This is a genomic window from Methylorubrum rhodesianum (assembly GCF_014199985.1).
In the GTDB taxonomy this organism is placed as follows: domain Bacteria; phylum Pseudomonadota; class Alphaproteobacteria; order Rhizobiales; family Beijerinckiaceae; genus Methylobacterium; species Methylobacterium rhodesianum.
The window spans coordinates 202,834-225,508 of record NZ_JACHOS010000011.1 but is presented as its reverse complement, the minus strand read 5'-3'; the positions used below and the strand labels follow the sequence as shown (position 1 = coordinate 225,508).

The 22,675-nt window shown below is 67.4% G+C and carries 35 protein-coding genes; 14 read left to right on the top strand and 21 right to left on the bottom strand.

Features of this window, described 5'->3' with window-relative positions; all coding sequences use genetic code 11:
- The 12 genes from HNR01_RS17575 to rpsQ form a co-directional block, all read left to right on the top strand.
- Positions 1 to 126 (top strand): EF-Tu C-terminal domain-related protein (locus HNR01_RS17575; RefSeq protein ID WP_446685698.1); only part of this gene is annotated, 126 nt, incomplete at its 5' end.
- A gap of 87 nt (positions 127 to 213) precedes the next feature.
- Complete coding sequence (rpsJ, locus tag HNR01_RS17570; RefSeq protein ID WP_003597088.1) at positions 214 to 522, top strand: 30S ribosomal protein S10; 309 nt, start codon at positions 214 to 216, stop codon at positions 520 to 522.
- 50 nt (positions 523 to 572) lie between these two features.
- Positions 573 to 1,313 (top strand): 50S ribosomal protein L3, encoded by a 741-nt coding sequence (rplC, locus tag HNR01_RS17565; protein ID WP_012454026.1) that lies wholly within the window; start codon positions 573 to 575, stop codon positions 1,311 to 1,313.
- Entirely contained in the window at positions 1,313 to 1,933 is a 621-nt protein-coding gene (gene rplD / locus HNR01_RS17560) for a 50S ribosomal protein L4 (RefSeq protein WP_017485510.1), read from the top strand. The genes rplC and rplD overlap by 1 nt, the downstream gene beginning before the upstream one ends.
- The gene (locus tag HNR01_RS17555) at positions 1,930 to 2,226 is read left to right on the top strand and encodes a 50S ribosomal protein L23 (RefSeq protein ID WP_012454028.1); all 297 of its coding nucleotides are present in this window, start codon (positions 1,930 to 1,932) and stop codon (positions 2,224 to 2,226) included. The genes rplD and HNR01_RS17555 overlap by 4 nt, the downstream gene beginning before the upstream one ends.
- Before the next feature lie 25 nt (positions 2,227 to 2,251).
- Positions 2,252 to 3,088: a 50S ribosomal protein L2 gene (rplB, locus tag HNR01_RS17550; protein WP_012454029.1), complete on the top strand. Its 837-nt coding sequence runs from the start codon at positions 2,252 to 2,254 to the stop codon at positions 3,086 to 3,088.
- Between the two features lie 5 nt (positions 3,089 to 3,093).
- Positions 3,094 to 3,372: a 30S ribosomal protein S19 gene (gene rpsS, locus HNR01_RS17545; protein ID WP_003597098.1), complete on the top strand. Its 279-nt coding sequence runs from the start codon at positions 3,094 to 3,096 to the stop codon at positions 3,370 to 3,372.
- A 1-nt stretch (position 3,373) separates the two neighbouring features.
- Complete coding sequence (gene rplV / locus HNR01_RS17540) at positions 3,374 to 3,757, top strand: 50S ribosomal protein L22 (protein ID WP_009865531.1); 384 nt, start codon at positions 3,374 to 3,376, stop codon at positions 3,755 to 3,757.
- Between the two features lie 11 nt (positions 3,758 to 3,768).
- Positions 3,769 to 4,515, top strand: a complete 747-nt coding sequence (gene rpsC / locus HNR01_RS17535) for a 30S ribosomal protein S3 (protein WP_017485511.1) — start codon at positions 3,769 to 3,771, stop codon at positions 4,513 to 4,515.
- 34 nt (positions 4,516 to 4,549) lie between these two features.
- Positions 4,550 to 4,963 (top strand): 50S ribosomal protein L16, encoded by a 414-nt coding sequence (gene rplP / locus HNR01_RS17530; RefSeq protein ID WP_017485512.1) that lies wholly within the window; start codon positions 4,550 to 4,552, stop codon positions 4,961 to 4,963.
- Between the two features lie 12 nt (positions 4,964 to 4,975).
- Positions 4,976 to 5,191, top strand: a complete 216-nt coding sequence (gene rpmC, locus HNR01_RS17525) for a 50S ribosomal protein L29 (RefSeq protein ID WP_003597107.1) — start codon at positions 4,976 to 4,978, stop codon at positions 5,189 to 5,191.
- Positions 5,192 to 5,202: 11 nt separating this feature from the next.
- The gene (gene rpsQ / locus HNR01_RS17520) at positions 5,203 to 5,469 is read left to right on the top strand and encodes a 30S ribosomal protein S17 (RefSeq protein WP_012454031.1); all 267 of its coding nucleotides are present in this window, start codon (positions 5,203 to 5,205) and stop codon (positions 5,467 to 5,469) included.
- Positions 5,470 to 6,485: 1,016 nt separating this feature from the next.
- On the opposite strand, the gene HNR01_RS17515 is transcribed toward rpsQ, so the two are convergent.
- The 21 genes from HNR01_RS17515 to HNR01_RS17415 all read right to left on the bottom strand — a co-directional run bounded on the left by HNR01_RS17515 (position 6,486) and on the right by HNR01_RS17415 (position 19,944).
- On the bottom strand, positions 6,486 to 6,947 hold the full coding sequence (locus HNR01_RS17515; protein ID WP_017485514.1) for an NUDIX hydrolase: 462 nt from the start codon (positions 6,945 to 6,947) through the stop codon (positions 6,486 to 6,488).
- 243 nt (positions 6,948 to 7,190) lie between these two features.
- Positions 7,191 to 7,655, bottom strand: coding sequence for a MarR family winged helix-turn-helix transcriptional regulator (locus HNR01_RS17510; protein WP_026105680.1), 465 nt, complete (start codon positions 7,653 to 7,655; stop codon positions 7,191 to 7,193).
- A 289-nt stretch (positions 7,656 to 7,944) separates the two neighbouring features.
- Positions 7,945 to 8,361 carry a 50S ribosomal protein L17 gene (rplQ, locus tag HNR01_RS17505; protein ID WP_108940095.1) on the bottom strand — a complete coding sequence of 139 codons (417 nt, stop codon included), beginning with the start codon at positions 8,359 to 8,361 and terminating at the stop codon, positions 7,945 to 7,947.
- 231 nt (positions 8,362 to 8,592) lie between these two features.
- Positions 8,593 to 9,612 carry a DNA-directed RNA polymerase subunit alpha gene (locus HNR01_RS17500; protein WP_017485517.1) on the bottom strand — a complete coding sequence of 340 codons (1,020 nt, stop codon included), beginning with the start codon at positions 9,610 to 9,612 and terminating at the stop codon, positions 8,593 to 8,595.
- 96 nt (positions 9,613 to 9,708) lie between these two features.
- Positions 9,709 to 10,590 (bottom strand): MBL fold metallo-hydrolase, encoded by an 882-nt coding sequence (locus HNR01_RS17495; protein WP_183668901.1) that lies wholly within the window; start codon positions 10,588 to 10,590, stop codon positions 9,709 to 9,711.
- Between the two features lie 38 nt (positions 10,591 to 10,628).
- Positions 10,629 to 11,018 carry a 30S ribosomal protein S11 gene (rpsK, locus tag HNR01_RS17490; RefSeq protein ID WP_009866710.1) on the bottom strand — a complete coding sequence of 130 codons (390 nt, stop codon included), beginning with the start codon at positions 11,016 to 11,018 and terminating at the stop codon, positions 10,629 to 10,631.
- Between the two features lie 170 nt (positions 11,019 to 11,188).
- A complete protein-coding gene (gene rpsM / locus HNR01_RS17485) occupies positions 11,189 to 11,557 on the bottom strand; it encodes a 30S ribosomal protein S13 (RefSeq protein ID WP_012454040.1) in 369 nt (122 codons plus the stop codon).
- A 313-nt stretch (positions 11,558 to 11,870) separates the two neighbouring features.
- Positions 11,871 to 12,473, bottom strand: coding sequence for an adenylate kinase (locus HNR01_RS17480; protein WP_017485519.1), 603 nt, complete (start codon positions 12,471 to 12,473; stop codon positions 11,871 to 11,873).
- A 155-nt stretch (positions 12,474 to 12,628) separates the two neighbouring features.
- Positions 12,629 to 13,972: a preprotein translocase subunit SecY gene (gene secY, locus HNR01_RS17475; protein ID WP_017485520.1), complete on the bottom strand. Its 1,344-nt coding sequence runs from the start codon at positions 13,970 to 13,972 to the stop codon at positions 12,629 to 12,631.
- A gap of 114 nt (positions 13,973 to 14,086) precedes the next feature.
- Positions 14,087 to 14,596, bottom strand: a complete 510-nt coding sequence (gene rplO / locus HNR01_RS17470; protein WP_153874575.1) for a 50S ribosomal protein L15 — start codon at positions 14,594 to 14,596, stop codon at positions 14,087 to 14,089.
- 13 nt (positions 14,597 to 14,609) lie between these two features.
- Positions 14,610 to 14,804, bottom strand: coding sequence for a 50S ribosomal protein L30 (rpmD, locus tag HNR01_RS17465; protein WP_012454044.1), 195 nt, complete (start codon positions 14,802 to 14,804; stop codon positions 14,610 to 14,612).
- A gap of 11 nt (positions 14,805 to 14,815) precedes the next feature.
- On the bottom strand, positions 14,816 to 15,394 hold the full coding sequence (gene rpsE / locus HNR01_RS17460) for a 30S ribosomal protein S5 (protein WP_003597131.1): 579 nt from the start codon (positions 15,392 to 15,394) through the stop codon (positions 14,816 to 14,818).
- A gap of 90 nt (positions 15,395 to 15,484) precedes the next feature.
- The gene (gene rplR, locus HNR01_RS17455; RefSeq protein ID WP_017485522.1) at positions 15,485 to 15,847 is read right to left on the bottom strand and encodes a 50S ribosomal protein L18; all 363 of its coding nucleotides are present in this window, start codon (positions 15,845 to 15,847) and stop codon (positions 15,485 to 15,487) included.
- Between the two features lie 12 nt (positions 15,848 to 15,859).
- Positions 15,860 to 16,393, bottom strand: coding sequence for a 50S ribosomal protein L6 (gene rplF, locus HNR01_RS17450; protein ID WP_012454046.1), 534 nt, complete (start codon positions 16,391 to 16,393; stop codon positions 15,860 to 15,862).
- 17 nt (positions 16,394 to 16,410) lie between these two features.
- The gene (rpsH, locus tag HNR01_RS17445) at positions 16,411 to 16,806 is read right to left on the bottom strand and encodes a 30S ribosomal protein S8 (RefSeq protein WP_012454047.1); all 396 of its coding nucleotides are present in this window, start codon (positions 16,804 to 16,806) and stop codon (positions 16,411 to 16,413) included.
- Between the two features lie 12 nt (positions 16,807 to 16,818).
- The gene (gene rpsN / locus HNR01_RS17440) at positions 16,819 to 17,124 is read right to left on the bottom strand and encodes a 30S ribosomal protein S14 (protein ID WP_003597141.1); all 306 of its coding nucleotides are present in this window, start codon (positions 17,122 to 17,124) and stop codon (positions 16,819 to 16,821) included.
- 41 nt (positions 17,125 to 17,165) lie between these two features.
- Positions 17,166 to 17,732: a 50S ribosomal protein L5 gene (gene rplE, locus HNR01_RS17435; protein WP_012454049.1), complete on the bottom strand. Its 567-nt coding sequence runs from the start codon at positions 17,730 to 17,732 to the stop codon at positions 17,166 to 17,168.
- Positions 17,725 to 18,039 (bottom strand): 50S ribosomal protein L24, encoded by a 315-nt coding sequence (gene rplX, locus HNR01_RS17430; protein ID WP_017485523.1) that lies wholly within the window; start codon positions 18,037 to 18,039, stop codon positions 17,725 to 17,727. The genes rplE and rplX overlap by 8 nt, the downstream gene beginning before the upstream one ends.
- The gene (gene rplN / locus HNR01_RS17425; RefSeq protein WP_012253654.1) at positions 18,039 to 18,407 is read right to left on the bottom strand and encodes a 50S ribosomal protein L14; all 369 of its coding nucleotides are present in this window, start codon (positions 18,405 to 18,407) and stop codon (positions 18,039 to 18,041) included. Before rplN ends, rplX begins: the two co-directional genes overlap by 1 nt.
- 409 nt (positions 18,408 to 18,816) lie before the next feature.
- A complete protein-coding gene (locus tag HNR01_RS17420; protein WP_183668899.1) occupies positions 18,817 to 19,098 on the bottom strand; it encodes a hypothetical protein in 282 nt (93 codons plus the stop codon).
- Positions 19,099 to 19,404: 306 nt separating this feature from the next.
- Positions 19,405 to 19,944, bottom strand: coding sequence for a thermonuclease family protein (locus tag HNR01_RS17415; protein WP_017485525.1), 540 nt, complete (start codon positions 19,942 to 19,944; stop codon positions 19,405 to 19,407).
- Positions 19,945 to 20,856: 912 nt separating this feature from the next.
- Between HNR01_RS17415 and HNR01_RS17410 the strand changes: the two genes are divergently transcribed.
- Complete coding sequence (locus tag HNR01_RS17410; RefSeq protein WP_183668920.1) at positions 20,857 to 21,237, top strand: hypothetical protein; 381 nt, start codon at positions 20,857 to 20,859, stop codon at positions 21,235 to 21,237.
- A 110-nt stretch (positions 21,238 to 21,347) separates the two neighbouring features.
- Entirely contained in the window at positions 21,348 to 22,601 is a 1,254-nt protein-coding gene (locus HNR01_RS17405) for a sensor domain-containing diguanylate cyclase (RefSeq protein WP_183668897.1), read from the top strand.
- Positions 22,602 to 22,675: the final 74 nt, after the last annotated feature.

The window sequence follows — 22,675 nt, the reverse complement described above, 5'->3', positions numbered from 1 at the left end:
GGCGACAACGTGACCATGGACGTGGTGCTGATCGTGCCGGTGGCCATGGAAGAGAAGCTGCGCTTCGCCATCCGCGAGGGCGGCCGCACCGTCGGTGCCGGCGTCGTCGCCGCCATCAACGACTAACCGCCACCGCAAGGCATCATCGACAGGGGACGTAAGAGGGGTGGGCCCTCGCGCCCGCCCTTCCAACGTTTCCGCCGAGGTCAGGTCATGAACGGTCAGAACATCCGCATTCGCCTCAAGGCGTTCGATCACCGCATCCTCGATGCGTCCACCAAGGAGATCGTCTCGACCGCGCGCCGCACCGGCGCGCAGATCCGGGGCCCGATCCCGCTGCCGACGCATATCGAGAAGTTCACGGTGAACCGCTCGCCGCACATCGACAAGAAGTCGCGCGAACAATTCGAGATGCGCACGCACAAGCGGGTGCTCGATATCGTCGACCCGACGCCGCAGACCGTGGACGCGCTGATGAAGCTCGACCTCGCCGCTGGCGTGGACGTGGAGATCAAGCTCTAAGTCCGCGCTGGATTTAGAGCTTACCGTTTCATCGCGCGAGGGAGAGACCTATGCGCTCAGGCGTCATCGCACGGAAGGTCGGCATGACCCGCGTCTTCACGGACGCAGGCGAGCATGTGCCCGTCACCGTGCTTCAAATCGATCAGTGCCAGGTTGTGGCACACCGCACGACCGAGAAGGACGGCTACGTCGCCCTCCAGGTCGGCGTAGGCAAGGCCAAGGTCAAGAACGTGTCGCAGGCCGAGCGCGGCCGCTTCGCGGTCGCCAAGGTCGAGCCCAAGAAGAAGCTCGCCGAGTTCCGCGTGTCCGAGGACGCGCTGATCCCGGTCGGTGCCGAGATCACGGCCGACCACTTCATCCCGGGCCAGTTCGTCGACGTGACGGGCACCACCACGGGTAAGGGTTTCGCCGGCGGTATGAAGCGCTGGAACTTCGGCGGTCTGCGCGCCACCCACGGCGTGTCGATTTCCCACCGCTCGATCGGTTCGACCGGTGGCCGCCAGGATCCGGGCAAGACCTTCAAGAACAAGAAGATGCCGGGACACCTCGGTGTCGAGCGCGTCACCACGCAGAACCTCAAGGTCGTCCGCACCGATCCGGAGCGCGGTCTGATCCTGGTCGAGGGTGCGGTCCCCGGCGTCGCCGGCGGCTGGATCCAGGTTCGCGACTCGGTCAAGCGCAAGCTGCCGGCCGACGTGCCGCTGCCGGGCAAGTTCCGTGAGAACGGTTCCGCCGGCGCGTCCCAGGTCGAGGCGGCCCCCGAGGCTCCGGCGTCCGAGGAGAACGCGTGATGAAACTCGATATCACCACGCTCGACGGCGGCTCCGCCGGCTCGGTCGAGCTCAATGAGGCGATCTTCGGCCTTGAGCCGCGCGCCGACATCCTGCAGCGCATGGTGCGCTACCAGCTCGCCAAGCGGCGCGCCGGCACCCACGCGGTCAAGAACCGCTCGGATGTCGATCGCACCTCGAAGAAGCTGTACAAGCAGAAGGGCACCGGCAATGCCCGTCACGGCGCTGCCTCCGCTCCGCAGTTCCGCGGCGGCGGCCGGGCCTTCGGTCCGGTGGTGCGCGACCACAGCCACGACCTGCCCAAGAAGGTCCGTGCGCTCGCCCTGAAGCACGCCCTGTCGTCGAAGGCCAAGGCCTCGACCCTGATCGTCGTCGACGACATCAAGGTCGACAGCCACAAGACTAAGGCGATGATCGAGCGCTTCGAGAAGCTCGGCCTGTCGAGCGCGCTGATCATCGGCGGCTCGGAGGTCGACGAGAACTTCGGCCGCGCCGCCCGCGCCATTCCGAAGATCGACGTGCTGCCCGTGCAGGGCATCAACGTCTACGACATCCTGCGTCGCGACACGCTCGTGCTGACGCGCGCCGCCGTCGATGCGCTGGAGGAGCGTTTCAAATGAGTGCCGATCCGCGCCACTACGATGTGATCGTCTCCCCCGTCATCACGGAGAAGGCGACCAACCTCACCGAGCAGAACAAGGTCGTCTTCCGGGTTGCCCCGAAGGCCACCAAGCCGCAGATCAAGGATGCGGTCGAGAAGCTGTTCGACGTCAAGGTCACGGGCGTGAACACGCTCACGACCAAGGGCAAGAAGAAGTTCTTCCGCGGGCAGCGCGGGCAGCGTTCGGACGTGAAGAAGGCGATCGTGACCCTCGCCGAGGGTGATACGATCGACGTCACGACCGGCCTCTGAGACTTGAAGCGTTAGGATCAAGCCGATGGCCTTGAAGACATTCAAACCGGTCACGCCGAGCCTGCGCCAGCTCGTGCTCGTCGACCGCCGTGAGCTCTACAAGGGCAAGCCGGTAAAGGCGCTGACCGAGGGCAAGAGCTCCTCGGGCGGCCGCAACAACCTGGGCCGCATCACCGTCCGCTTCCGCGGCGGTGGCCACAAGCGGGTCCTGCGCAACGTCGACTTCAAGCGTCGCGAGAACCTCAACGTTCCCGCGACGGTGGAGCGGATCGAGTACGATCCCAACCGCACCGCCTTCATCGCGCTCATCACCTTCCCCGACGGGAAGCAGAGCTACATCCTCGCTCCCCAGCGCCTGTCGCCGGGCGACAAGGTGGTCGCGGGTGAGAGCGTCGACGTGAAGCCGGGCAATGCCGGTCCGATCGGCTCGATGCCGGTGGGCACCATCGTCCACAACGTCGAGCTGAAGATCGGCAAGGGCGGCGCGATCGCCCGCTCCGCCGGCAACTACGCTCAGATCGTGGGCCGCGACCAGGGCTACGTGACGCTCCGCCTGAATTCGGGCGAGCAGCGCCTCGTGCACGGCCAGTGCTTCGCGAGCGTGGGTGCGGTCTCCAACCCGGACCACATGAACATCTCGCTGGGTAAGGCCGGCCGCAACCGCTGGCTCGGCAAGCGCCCGCACAACCGCGGTGTCGCCATGAACCCGGTCGATCACCCGCACGGCGGTGGCGAGGGTCGCACCTCGGGCGGCCGGAACCCGGTCACGCCCTGGGGCGTGCCCACCAAGGGGAAGAAGACCCGGTCCAACAAGCGGACCGACACCTTCATCCTGTCCAGCCGCCATAACCGCAAGAAGTAACAGCCATGGCACGTTCCCTCTGGAAAGGGCCGTTCGTCGACGGCTACCTCCTCAAGAAGGCCGACGCCGCCCGCGGCGGCAGCCGCAACGAGGTCGTCAAGATCTGGAGCCGCCGCTCCACGATTCTCCCGCAGTTCGTCGGCATCACCTTCGGTGTGCACAACGGACACAAGCATATCCCGGTCTACGTCACCGAGGAGATGGTCGGTCACAAGTTCGGCGAGTTCTCGCCGACCCGCACCTTCCCCGGTCACGCGGCCGACAAGAAGGCGAAGAGGCGCTGAGATGGGCAAGCCTGCCACCCCCCGCGCGCTCCCCGAGAACGAGGCGAAGGCCGTTGCGCGGATGCTCCGCGTGTCGCCCCAGAAGCTCAACCTCGTGGCGGCGCTGATCCGCGGCAAGAAGGTCGATACGGCCCTTGCCGACCTCGAGTTCTCCCGCAAGCGCATCGCCCGCGATGTGAAGAAGTGCCTGGAGAGCGCGATCGCCAACGCCGAGAACAACCACGACTTGGACGTGGACGATCTCGTCGTGTCCCAGGCCTTCGTCGGCAAGGCGCTGGTTCTCAAGCGCTTCCACGCCCGTGCCCGCGGTCGCGGCGCGCGCATCCTGAAGCCCTTCTCGAACCTCACGATCGTGGTTCGCGAAGTGCGCGCTGAAGCGGCCTGAGGAGTTTACCCATGGGTCAGAAGATCAATCCGATCGGCCTGCGTCTCGGCATCAACCGGACCTGGGATTCCCGCTGGTTCGCCGAGAAAGGCGAGTACGCCAAGCTGATGCATGAGGACGTGGCCATCCGCGCCGCCCTCATGAAGCAGCTCAAGCAGGCCGCCGTCTCGAAGATCGTCATCGAGCGCCCGCACCGGAAGTGCCGGGTCACCATCCACTCGGGCCGTCCGGGTGTCGTGATCGGCAAGAAGGGCGCGGACATCGAGAAGCTGCGCAAGCTCGTCGGCACGATGACCAAGGCCGACGTGACGATCAACATCGTCGAGGTGCGCAAGCCCGAGGTCGACGCCACCCTGGTGGCTGAGTCTATCGCGCAGCAGCTCGAGCGCCGCGTCGCCTTCCGTCGCGCCATGAAGCGCGCCGTGCAGTCGGCCATGCGGCTGGGCGCCGAGGGCATCCGCATCAACTGCGCCGGCCGTCTCGGCGGCGCCGAGATCGCCCGCACCGAGTGGTACCGCGAGGGCCGCGTTCCGCTGCATACCCTGCGCGCGGACGTGGACTACGGCACCGCCACCGCCTTCACCACCTACGGCACCTGCGGCATCAAGGTGTGGGTGTTCAAGGGCGAGATCCTCGAGCACGATCCCATGGCTCAGGATAAGAAGGCGCAGGAAGAGGGCGGCCGTTCCGGCGGGCGCCGCGAGCGGGACGGCGACGACCGTGGTGGCCGTGGCCGCCGCGATCACGCCAACGCGTAATCGCGAGCCATCTGGAGAATGATGAGAGGCTGCCATGCTGCAACCCAAGAAGACCAAGTTCCGTAAGCAGTTCAAGGGACGCATCCATGGCGCGGCCAAGGGCGGCTTTGAGCTGAACTTCGGCCAGTTCGGCCTCAAGTGCCTGGAGCCCGAGCGCATCACCGCGCGTCAGATCGAGGCGGCCCGCCGCGCGATCACCCGCGAGATGAAGCGTCAGGGCCGGGTGTGGATCCGGGTGTTCCCGGATCTGCCCGTCACCGCCAAGCCCACCGAGGTCCGCATGGGCTCCGGTAAGGGTGCCCCCGAATACTGGGCGGCCCGGGTCCACCCCGGCCGCATCATGTTCGAGGTCGACGGCGTGGCCGAGGACATCGCCCGCGAGGCTCTGCGCCTCGGTGCCGCGAAGCTGCCGGTGCGCACCCGCGTCATCCAGCGCATCGCTGATTGATAGGAAGAGATCATGAAGTCCGACCAGAGACTGTCTGATCTGCGCGCTCTGTCGGCGGATCAGCTTTCCGACGAGCTCATCAGCCTGAAGAAGGAGCAGTTCAACCTGCGCTTCCAGGGCGCGACGGGCCAGCTCGAGAACGTCGCCCGGGTCCGTGAGGTCCGCCGCGACATCGCCCGTGTCCGCACGCTGCAGCGTCAGAAGACGCTGGACGCGGCCAAGGCCTGAGGAGTCTCCACATGCCCAAGCGCGTCCTTCAAGGCGTCGTCGTCAGCGACAAGACCGATAAGACCATCGTTGTGAAGGTGGAGCGTCGCTTCACCCATCCGGTGATGAAGAAGACGGTTCGCCGCTCGAAGAACTACCATGCGCACGATGAGGCCAACACGGCCAAGGTCGGCCAGACGGTGTTCATCGAGGAGTCCCGTCCCTACTCCAAGACCAAGACCTGGAAGCTGGTCGAGGATCAGGCGGCGGCGGCCGAGGCGGCCGGCACGGCGGCCTGAGGTTTTCCTCAGCACGAGTTTCGAGACGGGCGCGGAGCGAGAGTTCCGCGCCCGTTTCCGTTTATCGGCGGGGATCGAGAAACCGGTACTGCCTGCTCTTAGCCGGCACCCTTCAGCCATGCTCGGCCGGCGGGCGATCGCCGACCTGCCGCCGATCACGGGGCGGAGCGTCTGCTGAACGGTGACGCATCGTGGAACCCTGCGCCTCCGCGGCCCACGAAGACATCACGCAGGCCATAACCGAAATCGAACCGTTCCTGACATTGCCGTGGAGGCCTGATCTGCCGCTGCGGCAATTCCTGAAAGGGCACCTCCGGGATCGCCGCGGCTTCACGCCTCTCGGCATCGTAAGCGACGCCTTAGCGGGCGAGCGGAGACCGTGGGACGGTGCTCATCACCGCTGAGGGCGAGCGCCGAACTAGGGCGATACATGCTGCTCGTCTGAACGCTCCGACCGAGCATCGTGGTGTGGGAGGATGCCGATCTTGTTCGCCGCTCTCGTGTGGGAGCCAGCAGCCCGAAGACTGTGGTGCAGCTCAACTGTCTGCCCAAACGAGATAGACGGCCTGCGCGACGATGCCGACGTGCTGTTCATCCTTATCACAAACCGTCCGGAAGAGGCCGAGGAGGCGCTCGCCTCACGCCCAGGACTCGTGAGTGAGGCAATCGAGATCGCGAACCCGGACGCAGCCTGCCGCAGCCGGCTCGTCACCCTCTACGGACAGGCTCTCGCCTTCGAAGACGGCGCGGTCGATGCCACCGCCGCCCGATCGGAGGGGCGAGTGCGGCCTTCGTCAAGGAGATGGTCGACCCTCTCGCGCCGGCCGCATCGCCGCGGACGCAGGCAACCGGATCTCGGTCGCGACGGTCAATGCTCAGGACGAGAGCGGATGGCATAGCGACAGCGATCGACCGCAACCGGTCCGACAGCCCGTGTCTCGATCGAGGCAGGGCATCCGCTCGGCATGGATCCTTTCGGACCGATGCCGCCGCGAGGGCGGGTGGGCTTCGCCGGCTCAGCCCTTCTTCTTCTTCGGATCGCGGTTGCCCGCGGCACGGATCAGGCCGGCGAGGCCCGCCTCGATGACCATGTCGGCGGCCTCGGAGGGGGAGAACCAGCGCGCCTCGCGCTGGCCCTGCTCCGGGAACTTCTTGAGCTGTTTACGCACGTCGAGCGGGAACACCGTCACTTGGCATAGGACCGCATCGCGGTTCTTCAGGCGCTTCTCGTAGAGATAGAACCCCAGTGGGCGCTTCCCCACGCGGCCCACGATGCCGGCCTCCTCGTAGGCCTCGCGGGCAGCCGCCTCGAACGGCTTGCGCCCCTTCATCGGCCACCCCTTGGGGATGATCCAGCGCCGGGTTTCGCGGGAGGTGACGAGCAGGATCTCCGTTCCGCCCTCGGGGGTCCGGCGCATCGGCAGGACGCCAACCTGGGGCCGCGCTTCGCGGCTGCTCTCGATCGGGCCGGCCGTCATACTTCTGAAACGCCCTGCGGCCGGCGCAGTTCGCGCTCAGCATTTGCCGCTGGGCCTGCCCCGCGCGGGCGAAGACAAGGCCAAACTTCCTTGAAGGATTGATGACGGGGAGGCACGTCGCTGCAATCGGAGCTGCCGTCGCCTTCCAGCGATGAGCGACAAGCGTCAGTACCGGAAGCGGCGCCTGCAACTCAACCGAAATTTAACCGGCAAAGGGAAGCGAGCTGCCCCGCCTTACGGCCGTCAGCTCGCGCTCGACAGATTCTCGATGAGCGCGTTCAGGTCGGCCCGCATGGCCTGGATCTCCGGCTCCGACATGTTGAGCTGGCACATGACGGATTGGCGCACGGCGACCGCCTCCGAGCGAAGCGCTCGACCCTGATCGGTCAGAGCGATCTCGACCTCGCGTTCGTCGGACTGCCGGCGGCTACGATTCAGCAGGCCGCTGGATTCTAACCGCTTGAGCACGGGTGTGAGCGTGCCGGAATCCAGGCGCAGCCGTCGGCCGATCTCGGAGACGGTGATGCCGTCGTTTTCCCAGAGCACGAGCAGAACCAGATATTGCGGGTAGGTCAGCCCCATCCGTTCGAGCATCGGCCGGTACGATTTCGTCATCCGGTGAGCTGCGGCGTAGAGCGCGTAGCAGAGCTGATTGTCGAGCAGCAGCGGATCCCTCAGCACCTCTGCGCTCTCATTGGGAGCATTCACGGTTCACATCCTGCCGTTCGACAACGCCTTCCGGCCGCTACGCCGGGAGACGGGGCGTACCTGCCGACGATCCTCAACCCTACCGCGACTGCCGACGATAACGGATGCAGGGCGGCGGGGCATATGCACAATTGTCCCAGTGACCGCGCACCGGCACTTTCTCCACCGCCGGTTCGGCCGTTCGTTCTTACTGCTCTTGAGCGAACACGCAAAAAGGCGGCCGTGAGGCCGCCTTTCGCACCGGTCAGATTGTCACCCGTTCTGCCGCGTCTTGCGGCAGCAAATGGGCTCAGGCGGCGTCGGCGGTCTCGACCGCGGTCGGCCCGGAATCCTTGCCGCGGGCATCGACGTCCCGGTCCACGAACTCGATGACGGCCATCGGAGCGTTGTCGCCGTAGCGGAAGCCGGCCTTCATGATGCGGCAGTAGCCGCCCGGACGCGACTGGTAGCGCGGGCCGAGCACCGTGAAGAGCTTCTTGACCATGTCTGCGTCGCGGATCTGGGCCATGGCGAGGCGGCGGGCATGGACGCTGTCGGTGCGGCCGAGCGAGATCAGCTTCTCGACGACCGGACGCAGGTCCTTGGCCTTCGGCAGGGTGGTGACGATCTGCTCGTGCTTGATCAGCGCGGCGGACATGTTGGCGAACATCGCCTTGCGGTGCTCGGCCGTGCGGTTGAAGCGGCGACCGCGGTAGGAGTGACGCATGGTGGCTGGTCCTTCTCAGTCACGGCCGCCGTGCCACGGTACGGCCGAGTGCCCTGGGGCTGTTTTCATCGAACTCCGCGTAACCCAGCGGCGGGATTCTTTTGGGAGCGTCCGCCCCGGCTTCGCTGGGGCGGGAGGGAGCGTCGACCCAGCGGCTTAGCACCTGGTCAGACGGCCAAACGAGCGGCGCCGTGCAGCGCCGCCCAATCCGGCCAAGGGCGGCTTCGCCCCTCAGTAGTGCTCTTCGAAGCGCTTGGCGAGATCCTCGATGTTCTCCGGCGGCCAGCCGGGAACGTCCATGCCGAGGTGCAGTCCCATGCCGGCGAGCACTTCCTTGATCTCGTTGAGCGACTTGCGGCCGAAGTTCGGGGTGCGCAGCATCTCGCCCTCCGACTTCTGGATGAGGTCGCCGATATAGACGATGTTGTCGTTCTTCAGGCAGTTCGCCGAACGGACCGACAGCTCCAGCTCGTCCACCTTCTTGAGCAGCGCCGGGTTGAAGGGGAGCTGCGGCGCGAGCGGCGCGGCCTCTTCCTTGCGGGGCTCCTCGAAGTTCACGAAGACCTGGAGCTGGTCCTGGATGATGCGGGCGGCGTAGGCCAGGGCATCCTCCGGCGACACGGCGCCGTTGGTCTCGACCGTCATGGTCAGCTTGTCCTTGTCGAGATCCTGACCCTCGCGGGTGGTCTCGACGCGGTAGCTGACCTTGGTCACGGGCGAGTAGAGCGCATCGACCGGGATCAGGCCGATCGGCGCGTCCTCGGGCCGGTTGCGGTCGGCCGGGACGTAGCCCTTGCCGGTGGCGACGGTGAACTCCATGCGGATCTCGGCCCCGTCGTCCAGGGTGCAGATCACGAGGTCGGGGTTCAGGATCTGGATGTCGCCGACGGCGCCGATGTCACCCGCGGTGACGAGGCCGGGGCCCGTCTTGCGCAGGGTCATGCGCTTGGGCTGGTCAGTCTGCGAGCGGATGGCGATGGTCTTGATGTTGAGGACGATGTCGGTCACGTCCTCGCGCACGCCGGGGATCGACGAGAACTCGTGCAGCACGCCGTCGATCTGCACCGAGGTGACCGCGGCGCCCTGAAGCGAGGAGAGCAGCACGCGGCGGAGCGAATTGCCCAGCGTCGTGCCGAAGCCGCGCTCCAGCGGCTCGGCCACGACGGTGGCGACCCGCTTGGGATCGTCGCCGGCGGAGACCTGCAGCTTGTTCGGCTTGATGAGCTCTTGCCAGTTCTTCTGAATGACCACGGTCCTACCTCTTGCCAAACCCGCGCCGCCGGCGTCCCGGAAAGCGCTTCGGCCGGCCCTGGATGGCTCTGAGAGCATCCGGACCGGTCCCAAAAATCACTGCTGCTCGCCTGCCACCCAGAGGGCGGGAACGAAGCTGTAACCGGCGCCGTCGCGGGCGACGGTGCCGAGCGCCGGGAATTCAAGATGCGAGCCGGCGATGAAGGTCTTCTCCGTCGCCACCTCGTCGAGCACCCGCTTGCGGGTGGCGCGCGCCTGATCCCCGTCCACGTCGAAGGCGACGCCCGCCTCCGGCTGCTTGAACTGGATCGCCGGCATATGCACCACGTCGGTCCACATCAGCAGGGACTTGTCCCCCGATACGATCCGCATGCCGCAATGGCCCGGGGTGTGACCGGGCAGGGGGACGGCGGTGATGCCGGGCACCAGCTCACCGCCCTCGTGCTTGCGCAGCCGCGCGCCGTAGGGCGCGACTGCCTTGCGGGCGTTCTCAAAATACGGCTTCCCCGCGTCGGGAGCCCGCGACAGCGCCTCGTCGGGGAGCCAGTGCGCGGCTTCCGTCGCATGAACGACGAGTTCCGCGTTCGGATAGGCCGCGCTGCCGTCCTCCTTGATCAGCCCGCCCGCATGGTCGGGATGGAGGTGGGTGAGGAGCACGGTCTCGATCTCTTCCGGCTTCACGCCGGCGAGCGCGAGGGCCGCGGGAACCCGGCCCATAGTGGCCGGACCGAAATGGCCGTAGCCCGAATCGATCAGCACCGGCTTGCGGCCGGCGCCGGTGACGAGGAAGGCGTTGAGCGTGACGACCGGGGCTTCGGAGCGGAAGCCCGCGCGCTGGAGCGCGCCGGCCTCCTCCTTGGAGATGCCCGTGACGAGATCGAGCGAGCCCTGAAACCAGCCGTCGTTGAGCGCGGTGACCGTGAGGTCGCCGAGATTCCAACGCAGCGCGCCGGGAAGGGGCTTCGATCCGTCCGCCATGGGCTTCTCCGTTCGGGATTGCTCCGAGTCTCGTCCGATCAGACGCGGCGACGCTTGCGCGGGCGGCAGCCGTTGTGCGGGATCGAGGTGACGTCGCGGATCGAGGTCACCGTGAAGCCCGCGGCCTGGAGCGCGCGGAGCGCCGACTCACGGCCCGAACCGGGGCCGGAAACCTCGACCTCGAGGGTGCGCATGCCGTGCTCGGCGGCTTTGCGGCCGGCATCCTCGGCGGCGACCTGGGCGGCGTACGGGGTCGACTTGCGCGAGCCCTTGAAGCCCATCGCGCCGGCGGACGACCACGAGATCGTGTTGCCCTGCGCGTCGGTGATGGTGATCATCGTGTTGTTGAACGAGGCGTTCACGTGCGCCACGCCGGAGACGATGTTCTTGCGTTCGCGGCGGCGGACGCGGGTCGGTTCCTTGGCCATTCTGTTCTCGCTGGTCCTTCAATCACGCCCGTAACACCAGGCGCTCGGGATTCTTTTGTCACTTGGGCGCGGCTGCCGTGCAGGGCCGTCCCGATCAGCCGCCGACGCCGAGGGACACCCGGCGCGACGGAAAGAAGGCCGAGCGAAGCACGGCCTTCCAATGCCAAAAATTACTTCTTCTTGCCGGCGATCGGCTTCGCCTTGCCCTTGCGGGTGCGGGCGTTGGTGTGGGTGCGCTGGCCGCGGACCGGGAGCTGCTTGCGGTGACGCAGGCCACGGTAGCAGCCGAGATCCATCAGGCGCTTGATGTTCATCGAGACTTCGCGGCGCAGGTCGCCCTCGACGAGGTAGTCGCGGTCGATGGTCTCGCGGATCTGGAGCACCTCGGCGTCGGTGAGCTGGTTCACGCGGCGCTCGGCCGGGATGCCGACCTTCTCCGTGATCTCCTCGGCCTTCTTCGGGCCGATGCCGTGGATGTACTGGAGCGCGATGACGACGCGCTTGGCGGTCGGGATGTTGACGCCTGCGATACGGGCCAAGATGATCTCTCCATGGGGCGGAACTCTTATCCGCCGTCACACAAGGATAAGCGCGCGTCCGGTGGAGGCCGGCCCCTGCGCGCCCGCCCGAAACGACAAATCGGTCCGCAAGCAGCCTCTCAGAGGTGCCCCGAACCACATCCCGCTTGGACGAAGGGGGTCCGCCTAGCGCGGGCTTGCCGGCTTGTCAACGCTTCGCGTGCCGGAAAGCGCTCGACGCGCCGTCGACCCGCTGACGACGCATGAGAGAAGATGGAAAAGCCCGCCCCGGTGGACCGGCGGCGGGCTTCATCATCGTCGGAGCGAGAGGGCCTCAGGAGGCGGCCTTCTCCCGAAAGGCATCGAGCAGCCCGGTCACGTCGCCCGTCACGTCGTCGATCGGCTTCATGCCGTCGATCTTCCGCAGCAGGCCGGTTCCGGCATAGTAGTCGGAGAGCGGCGCCGTCTGCCGCTTGTAGGCGTCGAGGCGGGTCTTGAAGACCTCCGGCGTGTCGTCCTTGCGCACCGGCTGGCCCTTCGCCGCCGTCTCCTCGGCGCGCTTGGCGATGCGGCCGACGAGTGCGTTCTCGTCGACGACGAACTCGACCACCGCGTCGAGGGCGATGCCCTTGTCCGCCAGCATGGCGTCGAGCGCCTTGGCCTGTTCGACCGTGCGCGGGAAGCCGTCGAGGATGAAGCCGTTCCTGGCATCCGCCTCCTCGATGCGGTCGGCGACGATCCCGACCACGACCGCGTCCGGCACGAGGCCGCCGCTCTCCATGATCGACTTCGCCTCCAGTCCGACCGGAGTCCCGGCGGCGACCGCCGCGCGCAGCATGTCACCCGTCGACAACTGCGGAACGCGGTAGCGCTCCACGATCCGCTCGGACTGCGTGCCCTTACCCGCTCCCGGCGGTCCGAGCAGAATGATCCGCATAGCGTCTCCCCGTCCTCAAGGCCCGGCGCCGGGCTCGTTTTTCATGGGCGGCGGGCCCCATCCTAAGCCACGCCGTCGTCACACCGCTGTGATGCGCAATTCCGGCGCGCGCGTCCACCGAACCTTTGTCGGAGGCTGCTCGATTGTCAGGCGGATCAGCGCCGGCGTGTCGTGGACGCGCCGCGCAGCTTCGCCTTCTTCACCAGACCCTCGTACTGGTGCGCCATCAGGTGCCCGTGGATCTGCGCCACGGTGTCCATGGTGACCGAGACCACGATCAGGAGCGAGGTACCGCCGAAGCCGAGCGCGGCCGAGGTGTAGGAGGCCACGATCTCCGGCACGAGGCAGACGAAGGTGAGATAGGCCGCGCCGATCACCGTGATGCGGGTCAGCACCTTGTCGATGAAGGCCGCCGTGCGCTCGCCGGGGCGGATGCCGGGGATGAAGCCGCCCTGCTTCTTCAGGTTGTCGGCAGTCTCCTGCGGGTTGAAGACGATGGCCGTGTAGAAGAACGTGAAGAAGATGATCAGCCCGGCATAGGCCAGCATGTAGAGCGGCCGGCCATGGCCGAGATAGGCCGTCAGCGTCCCGAGGATGCCGGTCGAGCCCTGGTTGGCCGAGAAGCTCGCCACGGTCGTCGGCAGCAGGAGCAGCGACGAGGCGAAGATCGGCGGGATCACGCCCGAGGTGTTGAGCTTGAGCGGCAGGAACGAGGACTGGCCCTCGTACATCCGGTTGCCGACCTGGCGCTTGGGGTAGTTGATCAGGAGGCGGCGCTGGGCGCGCTCCATGAAGACGATGAAGTAGATCAGCGCGATCGCCGCGACCGCGGCGCCGAGCAGGATCGCCGGCGAGAGCGCGCCGGTGCGGGTCAGCTCCAGGGCGCCGAAGATCGAGGCCGGCAGGTGGGCGACGATGCCGGCGAAGATGATCAGCGAGGAACCGTTGCCGATGCCGCGCGAGGTGATCTGCTCGCCGATCCACATCAGGAACAGCGTGCCACCGGTCAGCGTCACCACGGTCGAGAGGATGAAGAAGGGACCCGGATTGATCACCGCGTTCGAGCCCTGCAGGCCGAAGGCGATGCCCCAGGACTGGACCAGCGCCAGCACCACCGTGAGGTAGCGGGTGTACTGGTTGATGACCTTGCGGCCCGACTCGCCCTCCTTCTTCAGCGCCTCCAGGCTCGGCACGACCGAGGTGAGGAGCTGCACGATGATCGAGGCCGAGATGTAGGGCATGATGTTGAGCGCGAAGACGGCCATGCGCTCGACCGCGCCGCCCGAGAACATGTTGAACATGCCGAGCACGCCGCCGGCCTGGTTCTGGAAGTTCCGCGCGAACTGCTCGGGATCGATTCCCGGAATCGGAATGTAGGTGCCGAGCCGGAAGACGATGAGCGCACCCAGGGTGAACCAGATGCGCTTCTTGAGTTCGTCGGCCTTGGCGATGGCGCCGAAATTCAGGTTGGCGGCAAGCTGCTCGGCGGCTGAGGCCATGTCTCATATCCCGGAAAATGCCGTCGGGACGCGTCTCGAGCGGTCCCTGAAAGCGGAAACGGCGGCCGCGTGCGAGCACGGGCCGCCGCTTCGGCGTTCGACTTAATCGTGGTGTCAGGCGGACGCAACCGCGCCGTCGGTCGCGCCGCGATGGGCGACGCCGGAGGCGAAGGTCGTGGTCACCGAGCCGCCGGCCTTCTCGACGGCCTCGACGGCCGACTTGGAGGCGCGGGTGACCTCGAAGCTGAGCTTCGCGGTCAGCTCGCCGACGCCGAGCAGCTTCACGCCGTCGCGGGCCCGGGCGATGATGCCGGCCTTCACCAGCGCATCGACCGTCACGGGAGCGGAGGCGTCGAGCTTGCCCGCATCCACCGCCGCCTGGACGCGACCGAGGTTCACCTCGTTCAGGTCGTGGGCGTGGATGTTGTTGAAGCCGCGCTTCGGCAGGCGACGATGCAGCGGCATCTGGCCGCCCTCGAAGCCCTTGATGGAGACGCCGGTGCGGGCCTTCTGACCCTTCACGCCGCGTCCGCCGGTCTTGCCCTTGCCGGAGCCGATGCCCCGGCCGACGCGCATCCGGTTCTTGGTCGCGCCTTCGTTGTCGCGGATCTCGTTGAGCTTCATGGTGGAGCCCTCCTTACGCCGCGGCGTCGTCGAGGACGCGCACGAGGTGCGCGACCTTGCGGATCATGCCGCGAACCGAGGGAGTGTCCTCCAGCTCGGAGACGCGGTGCAGCTTGTTCAGCTTGAGGCCGATCAGCGTCGCGCGCTGGGAGGCCTCGCGGCGGATCGGCGAGCCGATCTGCTCGATGCGGACAGTCTTGGTAGCCATGCTGCCCTCCCTTACGCGACGGCCGCGTCGGAGGTGTCGGCCGGGTCGGCATCGCGGCGACGGGCCTGGAGGGCCGACACCTTGAGACCGCGACGGGCCGCGACCGAGCGCGGGCTGTCCTCGTTCTTGAGCGCGTCGAAGGTGGCGCGCACGAGGTTGTAGGGGTTGGACGAACCGAGCGACTTGGCGACGACGTCCTGCATGCCGAGCGTCTCGAACACGGCGCGCATCGGGCCGCCGGCGATGATGCCGGTACCCTGCGGCGCCGCACGGAGGATCACCTTGCCGGCGCCGTGACGTCCGTTGACGTCGTGGTGCAGGGTGCGGCCCTCGCGGAGCGACACGCGGATCAGACCGCGCTTGGCGGCTTCCGTCGCCTTGCGGATCGCCTCCGGCACCTCACGGGCCTTGCCGTGGCCGAAGCCGACGCGGCCCTTCTGGTCACCGACGACGACGAGCGCCGCGAAGCCGAAGCGACGGCCACCCTTCACCACCTTGGCGACGCGGTTGATGTGGACGAGCTTGTCCACGAATTCGCTGTCGCGCTCCTCGCGGTCGTCGCGGCGACGACCCTCGCGTTCACGTGCCATATCTGTTTCCTGTTATCTCACTGACGCGGATCGGTAAGACCCGCTCGCTCGATGTGCGTCCCTCCCCGCGAGGGGGAGGGAGACGGTGTCTTAGAAGTCCAGGCCACCCTCGCGGGCGGCGTCGGCGAGAGCCTTGACGCGGCCGTGGAAGATGTAGCCGGAGCGGTCGAAGACGACCTTGGTGACGCCCGCAGCCTTGGCGCGCTCGGCGACGAGCTTGCCCACCGCCTCGGCCGCCGCCTTGTCGGCGCCGGTCTTGAGGCTGGCCTTGAGATCCTTGTCGAGGCTCGACGCGGCAGCGAGCGTGCGGCCCGCGGCATCGTCGATGACCTGGACGTAGATCTGCTTGGACGAGCGGAACACCGACAGCCGCGGACGGCCGTTGGCGGTGGCTTTGAGGGCCCGACGGACCCGCGCCTTGCGGCGCAGGAGGGCTTCGTTCTTGTTCGACATGAATCGCCCTCCTTACTTCTTCTTGCCTTCCTTGCGGAAGATAAACTCGCCGGCGTACTTCACGCCCTTGCCCTTATAGGGCTCGGGACCGCGGTACTCGCGAATCTCCGCCGCGACCTGACCGACGCGCTGCCGGTCGATGCCCGACACCACGATCTCCGTGGGCTTGGGCGTCACGATGGTGATGCCGGCCGGGATCTCGTACTCGATGTCGTGGCTGTAGCCGAGCGAGAGCTTGAGCGCCTTGCCGGCCATCGCGGCGCGATAGCCGACGCCGGTGATCTCCAGCTTCTTCTCGAAGCCCTTGGAGACGCCCTCGACGAGGTTCGCCACCTGGGCGCGCGACGTGCCCCACAGGGAGCGCGCCTGCTTCGACTGGTCCTTGGGCTGCACCGAGACGGCGCCGTCCTTGAACTCCACGATGACCTGGGGCGGGACGACGAACTGGAGTTCGCCCTTCGAGCCCTTCATCTTCACCGTCTGACCCGTGACCGTGGCGGTGACGCCGGACGGGACGGGGACGGGCTTCTTGCCTACGCGAGACATGTCGCTAGTCCTCCGGATCAGAACACCTTGCAGAGCACTTCACCGCCGACGTTGCGCTCGCGCGCCTCGTGATCGGCCATGACGCCCTGCGGGGTCGAGATGATGGTGACGCCGAGGCCGTCGGCGACGCGCGGCAACTCGCCAACCGACGAGTAGACGCGGCGGCCGGGCTTCGACACGCGCTTGATCTCCCGGATGACCGGGCGACCGTCGTAGTACTTGAGCTCGATCGCGAACTCGGTGCGGCCATTGCCGAGGTCCTGCACCGCGTAGTCGCGGATGTAGCCCTCGGACTTCAGCACGTCGAGGACCGAGGCGCGCAGGCGCGAGCCGGGGGTCTGGACGACGTTGCGGCGACGGCTCTGGCCGTTGCGGATGCGGGTGAGCATATCACCCACGGGATCGTTCACCATGGATGCCTCCCCTTACCAGCTGGACTTCACGAGACCGGGGATAAGACCCCGGTTGCCGAGCTCGCGCAGAGCGACGCGCGAGATGCCGAGCTTACGGTAGTAGGCCCGCGGGCGGCCGGTCATCTCGCAGCGGTTGCGGATGCGGGTGGCCGACGAGTTGCGCGGCAGCTCCGCGAGCTTCAGGCGCGCCTCGAAGCGCTCCTCCATCTCGCGGGACTCATCGTTGGCGATGGCAAGGAGGGCCTTACGCTTCTCGGCGAAGCGCTTCACCAGATCCTTGCGGTGGTTGTTCTTCTCGACTGAGCTTTTCTTAGCCATGTCTGTCTCCAGTGTCCGCGTCTAAGCGACGTTGCCGCCGCTTACTGCCGGAACGGGAACTTGAAATGGGCGAGGAGAGCCTTGGCCTCTTCGTCCGTGGTGGCGCTCGTCTGGACGACGATGTCCATGCCCCAGGTCTGCTCCGCCTTGTCGTAGGAGATCTCCGGGAACACGAGGTGCTCCTTGAGGCCCATGGCGTAGTTGCCGCGGCCGTCGAAGGAGCGCGGGTTCAGGCCGCGGAAGTCGCGAACGCGCGGCAGCGCGATCGTGATCAGGCGGTCCATGAACTCGTACATGCGGGCCTTGCGCAGGGTCACCTTGCAGCCGATCGGCATGCCCTCGCGGACCTTGAAGGTCGCGATCGCCTTGCGGGCGCGGGTGATGACCGGCTTCTGGCCAGCGATCAGAGCGAGGTCGCCGGCAGCCACGGTCGCCTTCTTCGAGTCCGCGGTGGACTCGCCGACGCCCATGTTGATGACGATCTTTTCGATCTGCGGAACCTGCATCGGGTTCTTGTACCCGAACTGCTCGATCAGCTTCTGCCGGACGACCTCGTCGTAGTGCTTGCGCAGACGCGGGACGTAGGCGTTCTTGTCGGCCTCAGCCATCGATCTGATCCCCCGTGGTCTTGGCGAACCGGACCTTGCGTCCGTCTTCGAGGATGCGGAAACCCACGCGGGTCGGCTTGCCGTTCACGTCCTGGAACGCGAGGTTGGAGAGCTGGATCGCAGCCTCCTTCGAGATGATCCCGCCCTCGGCGTTCTGCGTCTGCTTCTGGTGCTTCTTGACCAGATTGACGCCGCGCACGAAGGCCTTGCCGTCCTTCGGCATGACCTGGATGACCTCGCCGGAGCGACCCGCGTCGCGACCGGTGAGAACGACGACCGTGTCGCCCTTCTTGATCTTGGCGGCCATCACAGCACCTCAGGAGCGAGCGAGATGATCTTCATGTGGTTGCGGGCGCGCAGCTCGCGCGGCACCGGTCCGAAGATACGGGTGCCGACCGGCTCCTTCTGATTGTTGATCAGAACGGCGGCGTTCTTGTCGAAGCGGATCACCGAACCGTCGGCGCGCTTCACGTCCTTGGCGGTGCGAACGACGACCGCCTTCATGACGTCGCCCTTCTTCACGCGGCCGCGCGGGATCGCCTCCTTGACGGAGACGACGATGATGTCGCCGACGCCGGCATACTTGCGCTTCGACCCGCCGAGCACCTTGATGCACATCACGCGGCGCGCACCCGAATTGTCGGCGACGTCCAGATTCGTCTGCATCTGGATCACGGGAGTGACCTTTCCTTGTTTCAGGCGGGTTTCCGCACACGGACGGTATTGCCCGGCGGACGACGCCTGATGGGGATCTGATGTCCCCGGCTCATGTGAGAGACCGCGCTATCGGCGTGGGAACGCCGGCGCGGTCACCGCGTACGAAGGGATGCGAACATCCCAAGGACTGTCGCGAAGGCGTGCCCGATACTACGGACGCGTGCGGTGTGCAAGCGGGAAGCGATGCGAAATCGTTCGGCGCTGGGGGCTGTCTGGCCCGCGCGAGCCCAGGCGTGTGGGCGTCATCGGCATGGCGGAGGCCGGCGCCGACGGCATTGCGGCCCGCTCGCGATCGAGCCGCGCTGGCGCCCCTCCTGGATCCGCTTTGCGGACGGGCGTTCTCAGGGTTTCCGTTCGGTGGGGGCCGTCAGCAGCCCTTGCAGATCGAACCCATGGTCTTGTTCATCTTGGCGTCCCAGGCCTTATCGCGCGCCTGGGCGGCGCGCTGCGCCTTGAGCATCTGATCCTGGGAGGTCGGGGTGACCTGCCCCTGGGGAATGCCGGGCGCCGGCGGCTTGGTCTGTCCCGTCGCCGTGACGCTACGGCCGGTCGGGGTCAGGCGTGTGTCGCCCCCGTCCTGCGCGAGCGCGGGACCGGCTGCCATGAGGCTGGAGAGCAGGAGGGCGGAGACGGCGATCGAACGACGCATGGCTTCTCAATCACTCCCTGGCGCGGGCCACCGGTGCCGATGGGCCCGGACGGATCTGGTTTGGCGCGAAGGATGATCTCGGACGATCGACGTCGGGCCGACATCCCTGCCGCGTGACGGTCGCGTGCCCGTCGCCGACCTGCCACGCGCCTGAGCGACCTAGGTGGCACCGGAGCGAGCCGGCGGCAAGCGGCGCTGCGGCGCCGCGCCGGCCGGTCCCGTGCGGAGACGCACCCGCGCATGGAAGTAACCGCGTCGGGGCCGGCATCGCGGAAGCGGGCTTCGCCGTGGGTGGCTCTGGCCTTATCAGTGCGTCTCGGGCTGCGCGTCGGCCACCGCACTGGCTTTCGAGTAGCTCGTCCGCGGCCGCCCGGTCGGGTCCTCGAAGGATCCCGCCCAGAGGCCGAGGCGCTTGCCCCATGCCACCGTCTCCGCGCCGACATAGGCGGCCTTTCCGCCCCGCTCCGCCATGGCGTAGCCCTTCTCGGCCATCCAGGCGCTCAGATCCTCCTTGTCGCGATGACAGACGGAGAGCGCGCGGCCGTAACGGTCGGTCTCGTGGATCTGGCAGGTGATGGTCGCGTCCTTCAGGTGCGCGGCCAGCGCCTTCGCCGCGTGAGCGCCGCAGGCGTAGTTCTGGCCCTTGGCGTTCAGGCAGGTCTGTTTGAGGCCCGGCGCCGCCACGCCGTAGAGGCCGATCACCCGTCCGCCCACGACCAGCGTGTCGCCACTCAGGATCCGCGCTCGCCCGCTCACGCTCTCGCTGGCCTGGGCGGGGCCGATGTCACGCGCGCCGGCGGCGGCGAGGACGATGATGCTGAGGCCGAGAAATCCGGTTCGTCTCATCGAAACACCATGGGTTTCCGACGCTTCCCTGCGAAGGCGCCGGCCGATTGCTCTGCCGAGGACTCTCACGTGTCTGTCCGTCACGTGTCCGACGAAGCACCCGATTTCCCGGGCGCCGAGCGTCGGCGGGGGAGGACAGACGTCAGTCGGCAAACCTAAAGCAGGGCTTATGCCCTTTTCGTGGCCGGCGGCATGTCGTGGCATCATGCCGGTGCCGCGACTCTCGTCGGGGCGGCGGCGAGCCGGTCCCGGCCGCTCAACCGATGCGCGCGGTTGGGCCGCGGGCGGGCAGCGATAATTGTTCCGGCAACCCCTGTCGGAGCGGTGCGTCGGCTCTATCCTCCGCCGCGCCGGTCGGTTCGTCCACCGGTCGCCCGCGCCCACCGGACGGCGATGCCCCCAAACCGTTCGGCGGGCGCGAGCGTTGATCGTCGCCGTTCGTCGCGTCGCCCTGCGATCCGGGAGGTGACGAGGGAGGTTCCGCGCCTCCGTTTGTGGTGCCCCGTCCAACCGGCACGGAGATCCAGCGCACGACGAGCCCGGTGCCGCCGCGCACGCGGTGCCGGTTCAGACGACGGCGGGCCCACGAGGGCAGGTTTTCGAAATCAATCATCACCGGAGCCGATACTAATCTTCGCTCTTCCGAGTTGAGGCTGGCGCAGATCGACGGTGAGTGTGAAGGCAATAAGGCGCAATCGAGGGCATTGGGGCGAGGTTTCGTGCAGGTCATGGCACCGAAACTGCCGATACCAGCGTCCTGCGCGCTTCGATGGCCCGCCCGTTGCCGGGGCCGGATCGATCGGCACGGGGTCAGGCGCCGAGCTCCCTTCGCGGGCTCCTTCGAACAGGAGGGGCGCGGCCGGCGTTGGCAGGAGCGGAGACCGGGACCTTCCGATGCGAGAGGGGACGAGCGTGGCGGTGAGCTTGGCAGATCTGACGCGCGGGGCGGCGGCGCAGGGGCGGCGTCTCGCCGCCGCGTTCCCGGCGGGCAGCCGCAAGGACGACCTGCCCTGGGCGGTGATCGCCGCCTTCGACGCCGACGTGCGCGGCCATGTCGAGCGCGACCGGCGCATCGAGGACGAGCGCGACCGTGTGCTGATCGCATCCGTGACGCTGGCCGAGACGCCCGAGGACGCGGAAGCGGACGAGTGGGATCGGGCGCGCCGCGGCCTCTTCAGGGCGATCGATTATCTGGAGGAGGCGGTTCTGCGCTTCGGCATCGTCAACCGCGCGGCGGCCAAGCGCGGCTACGGCGTGGCCGGCGATCCGGTCTCGAGACCGGAAAATGACTGACATCGTGCGGACGGCATCCACTTCCGCGCATCCCGATTGACATTCGGCATTGAGCGGACTCGGTCTCTTACGGTAACGCTTGCACAGCAGAGGCTTGACTTGGCGCATCGATGCTACAGCCGATCGAAGCCGGCCTGAGCCGTCCCTGGTACCGGCTCAAGCTGCCGGAGGTGCTCGAAGCGGAGTACCGCGCGGAGACAGCTCGGCAGGACGGCCTCTACGTCCAGTCCTGGCTCGCCGTCTTCACCCTGTTCAACATCCTCTCCCTCGCGATGGACCATGACGTCTTCGGTCCGGAGCGGTTCATCGTGCCGTTGGCGATGACGCTCGGCGTCTTCTGCCCGGTCGCGCTCATCGCGATCGCGTCCCTGCGGGGGCGGCCGACGATGGTGCGCATCTCCGGCGCCGTCCTCGCCACCGCGCTCGTCGACATCGTCGTCGTCCTCAACAGCGCACGCCTCGCGCCGGCCTCGCACACAGACGTCTACATCATCATCGCGACCATCGTGCCGCTGGTGGTGGGTCTGATCGCGCCCCTGCCGTTCCGGCACTGCCTGTGGTTCTGCGGCTGCTCCTTCGTCCTCTATGTCGGTCTCGTTCTGGGCCTCGGGCTCTGCACCGCCGAGCGCAGCGGCCTGCCCCTCCTGGTTTCCGGGCTGATCCTGGTGCCGTTGAAGCTCTGCTACTCGCGGGAATGGGCGGCGCGGAACACGTTCCTCATCGCCCTGCGGGTGAAGCTTCAGGCCGAGGCGCTCGCCCGCGCCAACGCGCGGCTCACCGTGCTCTCGGAGACCGATTCGCTGACCACCCTGTCGAACCGCCGCCACTTCACCGAACGGCTGGAGGCAGCCTGGGATCTCGCCGGCGAGCAGGATGCGTGGCTGGGCGTGATCCTCATCGACATCGATCACTTCAAGCTCCTGAACGACACGGCCGGGCATGCCGAGGGGGATCTCTGCCTGGTGGCGGTCGCGGCGGCGTTTCAGGCCTCCGTCGAGGCTCATGGCGGGCTCGCGGCGCGCTACGGCGGCGAGGAATTCGCGGCGCTGCTGCCGGGCGCCGAGCCGGCCGCGGCGCGGTTGGCGGGGGAGGCGGTCCGCGCGGCCGTTGCCGACCTCGCGATCCGCCATCCCGGTCTGTCCGCGGAGGTGCCGGTGACCGTGAGCGTCGGCGTCACCGCCGCGCGGGGACGCACGCGGGATTTCGGCATCCAGGCCGCCGATCTGTTGAAGGCGGCCGATTTCGCGCTCTACGCGGCCAAGAACGAGGGCCGCAACAGGGTCGAAAGCTTCATGCCCGCCGCGAATGCCAACCGGCCGGCTGCGGGCAGCGGGCGCATCCAGGCCGTTGTCCCGTCCGTCTGAAACGGCCCCTCGTTCCGAACAAAACCGGCGCTGCCGCGTCTTCCCGTCCGGAGCGGCCTTCGGGTTGCGCGCAA